This is a genomic window from Pararoseomonas baculiformis, from assembly GCF_017813395.1.
GTDB lineage: Bacteria > Pseudomonadota > Alphaproteobacteria > Acetobacterales > Acetobacteraceae > Roseomonas > Roseomonas baculiformis.
This window is the reverse complement of the sequence record NZ_JAGIZB010000013.1, coordinates 1-13179: the sequence shown is the minus strand read 5'-3', so window position 1 is coordinate 13179 and position 13179 is coordinate 1. Positions and strand designations below refer to the sequence as shown.

Sequence of the window (13179 nt, the reverse complement as noted above, 5' to 3'; positions counted from 1 at the left end):
ATGGACAACAAGCGACTATTGGCCGCGATCGCGATCTCGATCGGCATCCTGCTGCTGTTCGACGTGTGGAACCGCCCCGCACGCGAGGCACAGCGCCAGGCGGCGCAGGATGTGCAGCAGTCCCAGACCAGCTCGGTTCCGCTTCCCCAGGCGAACACCGCCTTGAACCCGGCTGGCGTCGCGAGCACCGGCGCGAATGATGGCGCCCCCACCGGCCCCGCCCCGCGGCTGCGGATCGAGAGCGCGCGGGTCGAGGGCAGCGTGAACCTGCGCGGTGCGCGCATCGACGACCTGGTGCTGCGCGACTACCGCGAGACGATCCAGCCCGGCAGCCCCAATGTCCGCATCCTCGCCCCGCGGGAGGACAACGCCTCCTATTTCGCGCAGTGGGGCTGGACAGCCGCGGATGGCCACACCGCCGTGCCCGGTCCGAACACCGTGTGGACGGCCGAGGGTGGCCCCCTGACTCCGAACGCCCCCGTGACGCTCCGCTGGGAGAACGGCACGGGCCAGCGCTTCGAGATCGCGCTTTCGCTCGACCAGAACTTCATGGTCACGGCCGAGCAGCGCGTGGTGAACACGGGCAGCGAACCGGTGCAGGTGCTGCCCTGGGCCCGGGTGCGGCGCGAGCACACGCCGCATGTGGCCGGCTACTACATCCTTCATGAGGGCTTCGTGGGCGTGCTGGATGGCCGCCTGCGGGAGGAGAAGTACTCCGACGCCAAGACCGAGGCCGGGCGCCGCAATGGCGGCCCCGCCTTCGAGCAGGAGGGCGCGGGCGGCTGGGCCGGCTTTACGGATAAGTACTGGCTGACCGCCCTTGCGCCGGTCAACCAGTCGGCCCGCGACCGCGCGGCCTTCCGGCATGTGAGCGAGAATGGGCAGGACCGCTGGCAGGTGGACTTCTCGCCCGTCGCGCCCGTGACCGCCGCGCCTGGCGCCACGGCCGGCTTTGCGACCCGCCTCTTCGCCGGGGCCAAGGAGGTGCATCTGCTGGATGCCTATGCCTCCAATCTCGGCATCACGGACTTCGACAAGGCGATCGACTTCGGCTGGTTCTACTTCCTGACGAAGCCGTTCTTCTATGCGCTCGACTGGCTCTTCAAGCTGACCGGCAATTTCGGCGTGGCGATCCTGGTCTTCACCGTCGCGCTGAAGATCCTGTTCTTCCCGCTTGCCAACAAGTCCTACAAGTCCATGGCCCGCATGAAGGTCCTGGGCCCGAAGATGCAGGAGCTGAAGGAGCGGAACAAGGACGACCCTGCGAAGATGCAGCAGGAGATGATGGCCCTTTACAAGGCGGAGAAGATCAACCCCGCCTCGGGCTGCCTTCCCATCCTGGTGCAGATCCCGGTCTTCTTCGCGCTCTACAAGGTGCTCTTCGTCACCATCGAGATGCGGCACGCGCCCTTCTTCGGCTGGATCCGCGACCTTTCGGCGCCGGACCCGACTAACCTGTTCAACCTCTTCGGCCTGATCCCCTGGGATCCGCCCCTGTTCCTGCACATGCCGGCCTGGGCGATCATCATGGGCATCACGATGTATGTTCAGTTCAAGCTGAACCCGACGCCGCCCGACCCGATCCAGGCCAAGCTCTTCGGCTTCATGCCGATCATCTTCACCTTCATGCTGGCCAGCTTCCCGGCCGGCCTGGTGATCTACTGGTCCTGGAACAACCTGCTCTCCGTGGCGCAGCAGTACTACATCACGCGGCATGAGCGGGCGGAGCGGAGCGTCCAGAAGGCGACGGCGAAGACGTGACGATCCTGACGCCTGAGGAGCAGGAGGCTCAGCGCATCGAAGCCGGGCGCCTCCTCTTCGCGCGCCCGGTGCGCTTCTTCTTCGCAGCCCAGAAGCTGGATGGCCTCCCCGCGCCCGAGGCGCCGGAGGTGGCCTTCTGCGGACGTTCCAATGTGGGGAAATCCTCCCTCATCAACGCGGTCGCAGGGCATCACGGGCTGGCCCGCGTCTCCCACACCCCCGGGCGGACGCGGCAGCTCAACTTCTTCGCGGTGGGGGAGGGGACGGAGCACCCGCTCACCCTCGTGGACATGCCCGGCTATGGCTTCGCCCAAGCCAGCAAGGCGGTGAAGGCCGACTGGCAGGGGCTGATGTTCGACTACCTGCGCGGCCGCCCGACGCTCCGGCGCGTCTTCCTGCTGATGGATGCCCGGATCGAGACGAAGGACGGCGACCGCGCCGCCATGGACCTGCTGGGAGAGGCGGCCGTGCCCTTCCAGATCGTGCTGACCAAGTCCGATGACGCCAAGCCGGCCTCCCGCCTGCTGAAGCGGCAGCAGGAGATGGCGGAGATCGTGCGCAAGCGCGTCGCCGCCCATCCGGTGGTGCTGACTACCTCCTCCGCGAAGGGAACGGGCATCCCCGATCTGCGCGCGGCCATCGCCGATATCGCTGCGGGCGGCTGACCCGGCTCCGCACGGAACGGGCTCCCCGGGTTGACCGTGACCGGCGACGCCGCTTACCACCGCCGCCGTTCGGCCATCCCGGAAAGAGCCATGACCACCGACGCGCAAGACCAGATGGCCATCCTCGCCGGGGCACTGCCCTATCTGAAGCGCTATGACGACCAGATCGTCGTCGTGAAGTATGGCGGCCATGCCATGGGCGAGGAGGAGAGCGCCCTGCGCTTCGGCCGGGACATTGCCCTGCTGGAGCAGGTGGGCGTGAACCCGGTTGTGGTGCATGGCGGCGGCCCGCAGATCAACGCGATGCTGAAGCGGCTCAACGTGCAGTCCACCTTCGTGAACGGGCTGCGCGTGACCGACGCCCAGATGGTGGATGTGGTCGAGATGGTCCTTGCCGGGACCGTCAACAAACAGGTTGCCGAGGCGATCACCCGGGCCGGCGTCATCGCGGTGGGCATTTCGGGCAAGGACGGCAATCTCATCCGCGCCCGGAAGGCCGAGCGCACCATCCGCGACCCGGAGACCAACACCGAGCGCGAGATCGATCTCGGCTTCGTGGGCGAGCCGGAGCAGGTGGACACCAAGGTACTGCGGCTTCTTATCGGGGCCGATATCGTGCCCGTGGTCGCGCCGGTCGGCGTGGGCCCGGACGGGCAGACTTACAACATCAACGCGGATACGGTGGCGGGCGCGATCGCGGGCGCCCTGGGTGCCGCGCGCCTTCTCATGCTGACCGATGTGGCCGGGGTTCGTGGGCCCGACGGGGTGCATATTCCCGAGATGACGGTTTCGGATGTCCGTGCCGGGATTGAGGCGGGCTGGATTTCCGGGGGCATGATCCCGAAGGTGGAAACCTGCATCTACGCCATCGAGCGCGGGGTGCAGGGCGCCGTGATCCTGGACGGGCGCGTCCCCCATTCGGTGCTGGCGGAGCTCTTCACCCCGGCCGGCCCGGGGACCCTGATCAAGCCCTGATCCGGGCCATCAGTTCCTGACGAGCAGCCCCTCCACGAGGGCCTGCATGGAATCGGCCGAGAGGGCCCAGTGCCCTCCGGGCAGGATCAGCAGCTCCTCCGGCTTACTGCCGGCCAGGCGCATCTGTGCGAAGGTGGCCGCGCGCGCTGAAAGGCCGGCCTTCCAGCAAAGCGCCACCAGGACCGGCGCCTCCCGCGTCTCGATGGCACGTGCGACCACGCCCGCGGGCAGGCCGCTCAGCGCGGCAAGAATTCGGGCGCATTCGGTGCGGTAGCCCTTTCGCGCGGCGGCGATGAAGCTGTCCTCGGTCATTCCGCCCGGCTGGTCCTCGCCAGGATCGACGCCGCCGCCTTGCCGCAGCGTCTCCAGCGCCGAGGGATCCAGATCCCTCCGGGCAAGAAGAACCCGCAGCGCCTCATCCGCGAGCAGGTCCCGAATGGCACCGAGGATAGCGGCGCTGAGCGCCGGGCGGCGGACCAGGGCGGATTGCCAGGCCGGGTGCGCGGCGGCGCCGGTCGCGATCGCGACCAGGGTCGCCTCCCGGATCCGGGCCGTCGCGTTCGCCAGCAGGGCCGCGACGGACGTCTCCTCCCCCCTTGCGGCGATGGCTTCGCAGGGGCGCTCCGGCAGGTGGGGGCGGCGCGCGATGGCGCCCAGCGTTTCGGGCACGGGCGGGTCGGCGATCAGCCCGAGCAGATCCTCCTCCTGCAGCACCGGCGACCCGCGGAGCACCGGTTCGGCGACCGCCATGGCAATATCCCGCGCCAGGCGCAGGATCAGGGGGCGGGGCACATCGGCCTGTTCAGCCACCCGCTCCGTCACGGCGGCCCGCACCGCGACGGCCTCGTCCTCCGCCAGCAGGCGTAGCGCCTCCCAGCTGGCACGGCGATGACGGTCGCTGCTCTCCGGGTCGAGAAGGGGGGCGAGGGAGGCCAGCTTCCGGGCGAGGACGCGCCGCACCCCCGGTTCCGAGTCGGTGGCGAGGACGTGATCAGCCAGGGGAGGGGTGGCGGCATTGGCCGCGATGGCGGCCCGCACGGAGGTTGCGGGATCATTGGCAAGGAAGAACAGCATCTCGGCCGGGGTATCCCCCCGTTCCGCCAGCCTCGCCCGCGCGGCTTCGTCCATGCGGCGGGGTGAGGCGGCCATCATGGCTTCCATCGTCGCCTCCTGGGTTGAGGCGAGCGCTCCGTTCGAACGGGGCTCGCCGCAGGGAAGGATGCGCCATGCCGGTGAAGGAAGGCTGAATCGCCCTGATGCGCATGCCGCGTTGACAGCACCCGCCGCCCGCGCGATGGGGTCCGCCCCCGGGACAGCCCGAAACGCAGGACGCCGCCATGGATCTCGCCTCCCTCCAGCCCCGCATCGAGGCGCTCTGGGAGCGCCGCGCCGAGCTGACCCCGGCCACCCGCGGCGAGGACCGCGATGCCGTGGAGGCGGCGCTGGAGGCGCTGGATTCCGGCAAGTTCCGCGTTGCGGAGCCGGATGGGAATGGCGGCTGGCGGGTGAACCAGTGGCTGAAGCAGGCCGTGCTGCTCTCCTTCCGGCTGGAGGACAGCGTGCCCATGGACACCGCCGCGGGCGCCTATGACAAGGTGCCGCTGAAGTTCAGCGGCTGGGGCGAGAACCGCTTCAAGGAGGCCGGCTTTCGCGCCGTGCCGGGCGCCGTGGTGCGGCGCTCGGCCTTCATCGCCCCGGGCGTGGTGCTGATGCCGTCCTTCGTCAATCTCGGCGCCTATGTGGACCGGAACACGATGGTGGATACCTGGGCCACGGTCGGCTCCTGCGCCCAGATCGGGAAGAACTGCCATCTCTCCGGCGGCGTCGGCATCGGGGGAGTGCTGGAGCCGCTGCAGGCCAATCCCGTGGTGATCGAGGATGACTGCTTCATCGGCGCCCGTTCAGAGGTGGCCGAGGGCGTGATCGTCGAACGCGGCTCCGTCCTGTCCATGGGCGTGTATCTCGGCGCCTCGACCAAGATCATCGACCGCGCCACCGGGGAGGTCTTCATGGGCCGCGTGCCGGCCTATTCGGTGGTGGTGCCGGGCAGCCTGCCCGGCCGGGCGCTGCCGGACGGCACTCCCGGTCCCAGCCTCTACTGCGCCGTGATCGTGAAGCGCGTGGATGCCCGCACGCGCGAGAAGACCTCGATCAACGAGCTGCTGCGGGACTGAGAGCGCACCCCATGGCCACCGACCCGCTTCCCGTCGCGCAGGAACTCATCCGCTGTGCCTCGGTCACGCCCGCGGATGAGGGCGCGATCGCGGTGCTGGAGCGGGCGCTGGAGCCGCTGGGATTCCATTGCACCCGGCTGCGCTTCGGCGAGATCGAGAACCTCTTCGCCATCCGCCGCTCCGGCGGGAACGGCCCGCATCTCTGCTTCGCCGGCCATACCGATGTGGTGCCGCCCGGCGAAGGCTGGACGCATCCGCCCTTCGCAGCGGCGGTGGCGGACGGCGCGCTCTACGGCCGCGGGGCCGTGGACATGAAGGGCGGCGTGGCCGCCTTCGTGGCGGCCGTGGCCGATGCGGTGGCCGATGGCACGGCCGACAGGGGCACGCTCTCGTTCCTGATCACCGGCGACGAGGAAGCCGAGGCGGTGGACGGGACGACCCGGGTGCTGGACTGGATGGCCGAGAACCATCTGGTCCCCGACATGTGCCTGGTGGGCGAACCCACCAGCAAGGAAAGGCTGGGCGACACGATCAAGATCGGCCGGCGTGGCAGCTTCTCGGCCGAGTTCACGGTTCACGGCATCCAGGGCCACGTCGCCTACCCCGATCGTGCCGACAATCCCGTGCACCGGCTGGCACGGGTGCTCCACCGCCTGACCGCGGAGCCGCTGGACGGCGGCACGGATTGGTTCCAGGCGAGCACGCTGCAGGTGACCACGGTGGATGTGGGGAACCCGACCAACAACATCGTGCCCGCCAAGGCCTTCGCGCGGCTGAATATCCGCTTCAACCCGACCCACACCGCCGCGAGCCTGGAGGCCTGGATCCGCGGCATCCTGGAGGAGGAGGCGCCGCGCCACGAGGCACGCTTCTCCTGTTCGGGAGAGGCCTTCCTCACAGAGCCCGGCCCGTTCGTGGATGCGCTGCGCCGCGCGGTGCGCGCCAGCACGGGCGAGGACGGCGCACTGGACACGGGGGGCGGCACCTCCGATGCCCGCTTCATCACCCGGCTCTGCCCCGTGGCCGAGCTGGGTGCCGTGGGCACCACCATGCACAAGGTGGATGAGCGAACCCCGGTGGAGGAGCTGCGGCGCCTCTCCGGCCTGTATGGCGCCGTCATCCGGGAGTGCCTGGGCTGAGCGCGCCCCGCGTCAGCCTCGAGACGCAGATCGCGGCAGGGCTGCGGGCCGCCTGGCTGCTCGGGCAGGGCCGGGAGGAGGGGCTGCGCTTCACGCTCCTCTCGATCGAGGGGGCGAAGCGCTCCTTCTGGGCCGGCGCCATCTGCCTGCTGCCCTTCCTGCTGATCCGTGCCCTGGCGAGCGGCGTGCTGCTCTCCCACAGCCTTCCGGTCGAGCTGATCGGCTATGTGCTGGGCTGGGTCGTCTTTCCGCTCGCGTCGCTTTCCCTGGCCGATGCATCCGGGCGCGGGCCGCTCTGGCCGGTGTTCGTCGCTGCCTGGAACTGGACCAATATCGCGCAATACGCTGCGCTGCTCCTGGCCACGCTGCTGGGCGGGGTGCTTCCATCCACCCTGGGCGGCACCCTCACCCTCGCGGCTTTCGGCTATGCCCTGTGGATGGAGTGGTTCGTCACGAAGACCGCCCTGCGGGTGAGCGGCGCCCGGGCCGTGCTCTTCGTCCTGCTGGACATGTCCATCGGCCTGTTCATCGCCTCCATCGTCAGCCGGCTGGCGAGCTGAAGCCCGGCCCGGGGGCCCGGCGCAGTTCAGATGTCCTTGGGCTTCGGCTCAGGCGGCGCCGAGACCGTTCGCAGCCCCTGTTCCACCATGCAGTTCCAGGCGCTCTCCGCGTCGTCGGCATAGCGGAACAGGTCCAGGTCGCCCGGCGAGATCATGCCGGCCTCCATGAGGTGCTCGAGATTCATGACGGAGCGCCAGTACTGGCCATCCACCAGCACGATCGGCACCTGCGGTGCCTTGCCCGTCTGGCGCAGGGTGAGGATCTCGAACAGCTCGTCGAAGGTGCCGAAGCCGCCGGGGAAGACCACCAGCGCATTCGCGCGCATCGCCAGGTGCATCTTCCGCATGGCAAAGTAGTGGAACAGGAAGGTCAGCTCCGGCGTGGAATAGGCATTCGGCTCCTGCTCGAAGGGCAGGCGGATGTTGAAGCCGATGGAGGGCGCGCCCGCTTCCATCGCGCCGCGATTCGCCGCTTCCATGATCCCGGGACCGCCACCGGTCGCGACGACATTCTCCCGCACGCCCTCGCCATCCAGAAGGGCGCCGCCACGCTCGGAGGCGATGCGGCCGAATTTCCGTGCCTCCGCGTACCAGAAAGGCTGCCTCCCCGGCCCATGCTCCTGCACCCGGGCGCTGCCGAAGACCACGATGGTGGAACGCACGCGCCACTGCCGCAGGATCTCGTCCGCCTTGGCGAATTCCAGAAGGAAGCGCACCCCGCGCATCGAGGAACCCATGAGGAACTGGGGATCGAGCGCGGGCATCCGGTAGGAGGGGGACGCGATCTGTGCGGCATTGGCTTTGGGCGGCGGGGGAGGGGCGTCGGTCATGGGCACTCCAGGCTACGGTGGGGCCGTGCCGGGCAGCGCAAGCCCTCGGTGAAGCGGTTGGGCCCCGATGCTGTCCCATGGGCCGCCACGGCACGCCCTGCCGGATCAGGAACGCCCGCCCCTGCTCCGGGGCACCACGCGGCGGGCAAGGCCACCGGATCGTGAACAGGCCCGGATCAGCCGGGCATCAGCGCCGGCCGGCCGGGCCAGCCAACCCGCGCCCTGCGCGGACGGCCCCATCCCCGTAGCGGGCGCGCAGGGCTTCCATGGCCGCCCAGCGCGCCGCGCGCCGGGGTGCCTCGGGATCCGCCAGGTCGCCATGGTCGGCCTTCGCGCCCTCCACCAGCGGTTGCGCGCCGATCCCGATCAGCCGGAAGGCCGTGCCGTCCGCCTCCCGCATCAGGAGGGGTAGCACGGCGGCGTAGAGCGTCTCGGGCACCCGGCTCGGCCCGGCGAGCCGGACATGCCGCGTCCGCAGGGCGAAGCGGCTCGTCTTCAGCTTCAGCACGACGCCGCCAGCCGCCAGGCCCTTCTCCGCCAGCCGGCGGGCCAGCTTCTCGCAAAGGCGCCAGAGCAGGGGCTGCATCTCGGCAGGCTGGGCGAGGTCCCGGTCGAAGGTGGTTTCGGCCGAGATGGATTTCGTCTCCCGCTCGGGCCGCACGGGCCGGGAGTCCTCGCCACGGGCGCGGGCGACCAGAAGCGGCCCGTCCTCCCCGAAGCGCCGCATCGCCTCCCTCGCATCCAGGGATTGCAGCTGGCCCAGCGTGGAGAAGCCCATCCCGGCCAGCTTCGCCGCGAAGGCCGGGCCGATGCCGGGCAGGATGGTGACCGGCTCCGGCGCCAGCAGCGCAGCGGCCTCGGCCGCGCCGATGCAGGCCAGGCCCCGGGGCTTGTCGCGCTCCACCGCGATCTTCGCGAGAAGGCGGTTGGGGGCGAGGCCGATGGAGACCGTGACCCCCACCTCCTTTTCCACGCGGCGCGCGAAACGGGCGAGGGCGACCGCCGGGGGGGCGCCGTGCAGCGCCTCCGTGCCCGAGAGGTCCAGCACCGCCTCGTCGATGGACATGGCCTGCACCAACGGGGTCAGCGCCTCCATGAGCGCGCGGACCTGCCGCGAGGCTGCGACGTATTTCGCGAAGTCCGGCTTGATCACCACCGCATCGGGGCAGGCGCTCAACGCCTTGAACATCGGCATGGCGGAGCGGACGCCCCGGGTGCGCGCCACGTAGCAGGCGGCGGAAACGACACCCCGCTGCCCGCCGCCCACGATCACGGGGCGGCTGGCCAGCTCCGGGCGGTCGCGCTTCGCCACGCTGGCGAAGAAGGCATCGCAATCGACATGCGCGATGGCCAGGGTGAAGAGCTCGGCATGGCTGGACATTCGCGCGGAGCCGCAGGCGGCGCAGCGGCGGCGCGGTTCCTCGGTGTGTGCGAAGCAGTCCCGGCAGAGGGAGGGCATGCCGCCTTCTAGCACGGAACGGGAACGATGCCCGAGTCCCGTCAGGGACCACGCCAGACGTCGCCAGAGCCGCGGATCAGCCGCCGTCCCAGAGGCGCGCGGCACCGAAGACACCGGAACTGTCCCCGTGCCGGGCCTTGGCGATGTTCACCCGCTTTGAGTCCCCGAAGATCCACTGGCCGACCATCCCCGGGAGATCGCGGTAGAGATGCGGGAAATTCGAAACCCCGCCGCCCAGGACGATCACGTCCGGGTCCATGATGTTCACCACCATGCCGAGCGCTCGGGCGAGCCGGTCCGCATGGCGGGCCAGCCCAGCCTGGCAGATCGGGTCGCCGGACCGCGCGCGCTCTTCCACCAGGCCGGCATCGCGGTGGCCGGGCCCGAGCGTGTCGGCGGCGAGGGAGGGACCGGCCAGGAAGGCCTCCAGGCACCCGTGCTGCCCGCACCAGCAGCGCGGCCCCGGGAACTCCTCGGGACGCATCCAGGGCAGCGGGGTATGACCCCATTCGCCGGAGACGCGGTTCAACCCGTCCAGCGGGCGGCCATTCACCACCCAGCCCGCGCCAACCCCGGTGCCGAGGATGGCCGCGAAGACCACGGGATACCCCGCCCCGGCGCCATCCGCCGCCTCGCTCATGGCCAGGCAGTTCGCGTCGTTCATCACCCGGACCTCGCGGCCCAGGGCGGCAGCCAGGTCCTTGTCCAGCGGCTGGCCGTTCAGCGCCTGGGAATTCGCGTTCCGGACGAGCCCGGTCTGTGGGTTGATGCTGCCGGGGATCCCGATGCCCAGGGTCCCCTTCGCGCCCAGTTCCGCCTCCGCGTCTCTCACGAGCGCGGCGATGGTCTCGACAATGGCGGCGTAGCCCTGTCCCGTTGGCCTGCGGCGCCGCAGGAGGACCGTTCCGGCCCCATCCAGCGCGGCGATTTCCGTTTTGGTGCCGCCGAGATCCACGCCAAGCTTGATCGCCATGGCGGATGCATGCCGTGGCCCCGGGGCGACGTCCAGCGCCGTGCGGACAAAAGCCGCGTCGGCGGTGCTGGACTTGTGGCCGCGCTGGTGGTGGATTGCCCGGCCCGATGGCCGCCTCGCCCCCAATCCCCAAGAACGAAACCGTCCTCGACGTTCAGGGCCTGACCTGTCCGTTGCCGGTTCTCAAGGCCAACAAGGCCCTTCGCAGCCTGCCCGCGGGGGCAAGATTGACCGTGCTGGCGACCGATGCCGCCAGTGTGATCGATTTCCAGGCCTTCTGCCGGGAGACCGGGCATGCCCTGGTCTCCTTCAGCGAAGATGCCGGCGTGTACCGCTATACGCTGCGGAAGCGGGAAGAACCGGCGGGCAAGGGCCGCTGATGCTCCTCCTGACCCACCCGGCCTGCCTCCGCCACGAGAACGGGCCGCACCATCCGGAATGCCCCGATCGGCTTCGGGCCGTGATACAGGCCCTGGAGGCGCAGGAATTCTCCGCCCTGGTGCGGGCCGAGGCGCCGGAGGCCAGCCGGGAGGCCCTGCTGCGGGTGCATCCGGCCGCGCATATCGACCGGATCCTCGCACTTCGCCCCGGGCCGGGCGAGCTCATCCATCTGGATGCGGACACGGCCATGAACGCCCACTCCGCCGAGGCCGCGCTGCGCGCCGCCGGCGCGGGGGTGGAGGCGGTGGATTGCGTGATGCGGGCCGAGTTCCCCCGCGCCTTCTGCGCGGTGCGCCCACCGGGCCACCATGCGGAGCCCGGCACGCCCATGGGGTTCTGCCTCTTCTCCAATGCTGCCGTCGCTGCCCGCCATGCCCAGGCCGCGCATGGTGTCGAACGGGTGGCGGTGCTGGATTTCGACGTGCATCACGGAAACGGCACCCAGGCCGCCTTCTGGGACGAGCCCTCCCTCATGTTCGCCTCCTCCCACCAGTTCCCGCTCTATCCGGGCACAGGGGATGCGAGCGAAACGGGGGCGGGAAACATCCTCAACGTCCCGCTTGCCGCCGGCACGGACGGGCCCGCCTTCCGCCGCGCATGGGAGCGGGACATCCTGCCCGAGGTCGCGCGCTTCGCACCGGGGCTGATCATCATCTCCGCCGGCTTCGATGCCCATCGAGCAGATCCGCTCGCCGGGCTGCGGCTGGTGGAGGAAGACTTCGCCTGGGTGACGGAAGCCATCTGCGAGGTCGCCAATGCCAGTTGCGGCGGGCGGGTGGTTTCCATGCTCGAAGGCGGCTACGACCTCGGCGCCCTCGCCCGGTCCACGGCGGCGCATCTGCGCGCCCTGGTCCGCGCCTGATCCTTCCGGAGCCCGAATGCCCGACCCGAACCCCCTGCCGGATGTGGACAGCCTCTCCTTTGAGGAGGCCATGGCCGAGCTGGAATCCATCGTCCGCCGCCTTGAGGGCGGCCAGGCCAGGCTGGAGGAGGCCATGGATTCCTACGCGCGCGGCACGGCGCTTCGCGCCCATTGCGAGCGCAAGCTCTCGGAGGCCGAGGCGCGGGTGCAGGCCCTTGTGCCCGGTGCCTCCGGCCCGGCCCTGCGGGATGTGGAATGATGAGCGAGGCTGAGGCGGTGGAGGACCTCTCGATGGAGGGCCTGAAGAAGGCGATGTCCGAGGCCGCCTCCGAGGTGGACGAGGCGCTGGACGCGCTCCTGCCGAAGGAGGAGGGCGAGGAGCGTTCCCTCTTCGCCGCCATGCGCTACGCCACTATGGGGGGCGGCAAGAAGCTGCGTGCCTTCCTGGTGCTGGAGAGCGCCAGGCAGTTCGGCGTCGCCCGGCAATCCGCCCTGCGCGCCGCGGCGGCGGTGGAGATGCTGCACGGCTATTCGCTGGTGCATGACGATCTTCCCGCGATGGACAATGACGACCTTCGCCGGGGCAAGCCGACCGTCCACAAGGCCTGGGACGAGGCGACCGCCATCCTCGTGGGCGACGCGCTGCAGACCCAGGCCTTTGCCGTACTGGCCGCGCCAGAGACCCATCCGGACCCCGCCGTGCGCGCCGATCTCTGTCTTCACCTCGCCCTGGCGTCCGGCGCCCGCGGCATGGTCGGGGGGCAGATGCTCGACATGATGGCCGAGAAGGCGACTGCGCCGCTCGATGAGGCGCAGATCGGCCGTCTGCAGCTTCTCAAGACCGGCAAGCTGATCGAGTTCTCCGCCGAGGCCGGTGCGATCCTCGGCAAGGCCGCCCTTCCGCCGCGCCAATGCCTGACCTTCTACGGCCGGGAGATCGGCGCCGCCTTCCAGATCGCCGATGACCTGCTGGACCTGACCGCGACGCCCGAGGAAGCCGGGAAGGCCACGGGCAAGGATGCCGGCGCGGGCAAGGCGACGCTGCTGGGCCTGCTGGGCCCCGAGCGTGCCCGGGTTCAGGCGGAGCGGCTGGTGGAGCAGGCGAAGCGCCACCTCGACAGCTTCGATGAAAGGGCGGATCACCTGCGCGCCCTGGCGGATCATGTGATCCGCCGCCGGAACTAGCGTTGAAGAATGAACGGTTCGAGGAAGAGCCCATGTCCCCCCCGCCAGTGACGCCGCTGCTCGACCGGGTTCGTGTGCCGTCGGATTTGCGGAATTTCTCACCGGACCAGCTGAAGCAGTTGGCGGATGAGGTTCGGGCCGAGACGGTGCATGCG

General features: G+C 70.1%; 14 protein-coding genes. 10 read left to right on the top strand and 4 right to left on the bottom strand.

Going from position 1 to position 13179, the window contains the following annotated elements; genetic code table 11:
• The 3 genes from yidC (at position 1) to argB (ending at position 3401) form a co-directional block, all read left to right on the top strand.
• On the top strand, positions 1-1761 hold the full coding sequence (gene yidC / locus J8J14_RS14355) for a membrane protein insertase YidC (protein WP_209380223.1): 1761 nt from the start codon (positions 1-3) through the stop codon (positions 1759-1761).
• Positions 1758-2426, top strand: coding sequence for a ribosome biogenesis GTP-binding protein YihA/YsxC (gene yihA / locus J8J14_RS14350; RefSeq protein ID WP_209380222.1), 669 nt, complete (start codon positions 1758-1760; stop codon positions 2424-2426). The genes yidC and yihA overlap by 4 nt, the downstream gene beginning before the upstream one ends.
• Positions 2427-2516: 90 nt before the next feature.
• Positions 2517-3401, top strand: coding sequence for an acetylglutamate kinase (gene argB, locus J8J14_RS14345; protein ID WP_209380221.1), 885 nt, complete (start codon positions 2517-2519; stop codon positions 3399-3401).
• Between the two features lie 9 nt (positions 3402-3410).
• Here argB and J8J14_RS14340 read toward each other — a convergent pair whose 3' ends face one another.
• On the bottom strand, positions 3411-4562 hold the full coding sequence (locus tag J8J14_RS14340) for a DUF2336 domain-containing protein (RefSeq protein ID WP_209380220.1): 1152 nt from the start codon (positions 4560-4562) through the stop codon (positions 3411-3413).
• Between the two features lie 176 nt (positions 4563-4738).
• Here J8J14_RS14340 and dapD point away from each other — a divergent pair, with 176 nt between their 5' ends.
• The 3 genes from dapD to J8J14_RS14325 are packed head-to-tail and all read left to right on the top strand — an operon-like array spanning position 4739 to position 7274.
• The gene (dapD, locus tag J8J14_RS14335; RefSeq protein WP_209380219.1) at positions 4739-5575 is read left to right on the top strand and encodes a 2,3,4,5-tetrahydropyridine-2,6-dicarboxylate N-succinyltransferase; all 837 of its coding nucleotides are present in this window, start codon (positions 4739-4741) and stop codon (positions 5573-5575) included.
• Between the two features lie 11 nt (positions 5576-5586).
• Entirely contained in the window at positions 5587-6714 is a 1128-nt protein-coding gene (gene dapE, locus J8J14_RS14330) for a succinyl-diaminopimelate desuccinylase (protein WP_209380218.1), read from the top strand.
• Positions 6702-7274 (top strand): hypothetical protein, encoded by a 573-nt coding sequence (locus J8J14_RS14325; RefSeq protein WP_209380217.1) that lies wholly within the window; start codon positions 6702-6704, stop codon positions 7272-7274. The genes dapE and J8J14_RS14325 overlap by 13 nt, the downstream gene beginning before the upstream one ends.
• Positions 7275-7300: 26 nt before the next feature.
• Here the strand turns inward: J8J14_RS14325 and J8J14_RS14320 are convergent, their stop codons facing one another.
• The 3 genes from J8J14_RS14320 to J8J14_RS14310 all read right to left on the bottom strand — a co-directional run bounded on the left by J8J14_RS14320 (position 7301) and on the right by J8J14_RS14310 (position 10536).
• Positions 7301-8104, bottom strand: coding sequence for an LOG family protein (locus J8J14_RS14320; protein ID WP_209380216.1), 804 nt, complete (start codon positions 8102-8104; stop codon positions 7301-7303).
• A gap of 187 nt (positions 8105-8291) precedes the next feature.
• Positions 8292-9563 carry a DNA polymerase IV gene (locus J8J14_RS14315; RefSeq protein ID WP_209380215.1) on the bottom strand — a complete coding sequence of 424 codons (1272 nt, stop codon included), beginning with the start codon at positions 9561-9563 and terminating at the stop codon, positions 8292-8294.
• A 76-nt stretch (positions 9564-9639) separates the two neighbouring features.
• Positions 9640-10536: an ROK family protein gene (locus J8J14_RS14310; protein ID WP_209380214.1), complete on the bottom strand. Its 897-nt coding sequence runs from the start codon at positions 10534-10536 to the stop codon at positions 9640-9642.
• Between the two features lie 107 nt (positions 10537-10643).
• On the opposite strand from J8J14_RS14310, the gene J8J14_RS14305 reads away from it, so the two are divergent.
• The 4 genes from J8J14_RS14305 to J8J14_RS14290 are packed head-to-tail and all read left to right on the top strand — an operon-like array spanning position 10644 to position 13024.
• Positions 10644-10916 (top strand): sulfurtransferase TusA family protein, encoded by a 273-nt coding sequence (locus J8J14_RS14305; RefSeq protein WP_209380213.1) that lies wholly within the window; start codon positions 10644-10646, stop codon positions 10914-10916.
• Positions 10916-11839: a histone deacetylase family protein gene (locus tag J8J14_RS14300; protein WP_209380212.1), complete on the top strand. Its 924-nt coding sequence runs from the start codon at positions 10916-10918 to the stop codon at positions 11837-11839. The genes J8J14_RS14305 and J8J14_RS14300 overlap by 1 nt, the downstream gene beginning before the upstream one ends.
• Positions 11840-11855: 16 nt before the next feature.
• A complete protein-coding gene (locus J8J14_RS14295; RefSeq protein WP_209380211.1) occupies positions 11856-12098 on the top strand; it encodes an exodeoxyribonuclease VII small subunit in 243 nt (80 codons plus the stop codon).
• Positions 12099-12130: 32 nt separating this feature from the next.
• Positions 12131-13024, top strand: a complete 894-nt coding sequence (locus J8J14_RS14290; RefSeq protein WP_456307523.1) for a polyprenyl synthetase family protein — start codon at positions 12131-12133, stop codon at positions 13022-13024.
• Positions 13025-13179: the final 155 nt, after the last annotated feature.

What these genes read in the sequence shown, in the direction of transcription:
- J8J14_RS14340 (WP_209380220.1), bottom strand. Translation starts at nt 4,562, where the DNA reads ATGGAAGCCATGATGGCCGCCTCACCCCGCCGCATGGACGAAGCCGCG.
- yidC (WP_209380223.1), top strand. Translation starts at nt 1, where the DNA reads ATGGACAACAAGCGACTATTGGCCGCGATCGCGATCTCGATCGGCATC.
- J8J14_RS14295 (WP_209380211.1), top strand. Translation starts at nt 11,856, where the DNA reads ATGCCCGACCCGAACCCCCTGCCGGATGTGGACAGCCTCTCCTTTGAG.
- dapE (WP_209380218.1), top strand. Translation starts at nt 5,587, where the DNA reads ATGGCCACCGACCCGCTTCCCGTCGCGCAGGAACTCATCCGCTGTGCC.
- J8J14_RS14320 (WP_209380216.1), bottom strand. Translation starts at nt 8,104, where the DNA reads ATGACCGACGCCCCTCCCCCGCCGCCCAAAGCCAATGCCGCACAGATC.
- J8J14_RS14290 (WP_456307523.1), top strand. Translation starts at nt 12,131, where the DNA reads ATGGAGGGCCTGAAGAAGGCGATGTCCGAGGCCGCCTCCGAGGTGGAC.
- J8J14_RS14310 (WP_209380214.1), bottom strand. Translation starts at nt 10,536, where the DNA reads ATGGCGATCAAGCTTGGCGTGGATCTCGGCGGCACCAAAACGGAAATC.
- J8J14_RS14305 (WP_209380213.1), top strand. Translation starts at nt 10,644, where the DNA reads ATGGCCGCCTCGCCCCCAATCCCCAAGAACGAAACCGTCCTCGACGTT.
- dapD (WP_209380219.1), top strand. Translation starts at nt 4,739, where the DNA reads ATGGATCTCGCCTCCCTCCAGCCCCGCATCGAGGCGCTCTGGGAGCGC.
- argB (WP_209380221.1), top strand. Translation starts at nt 2,517, where the DNA reads ATGACCACCGACGCGCAAGACCAGATGGCCATCCTCGCCGGGGCACTG.
- J8J14_RS14300 (WP_209380212.1), top strand. Translation starts at nt 10,916, where the DNA reads ATGCTCCTCCTGACCCACCCGGCCTGCCTCCGCCACGAGAACGGGCCG.
- J8J14_RS14315 (WP_209380215.1), bottom strand. Translation starts at nt 9,563, where the DNA reads ATGCCCTCCCTCTGCCGGGACTGCTTCGCACACACCGAGGAACCGCGC.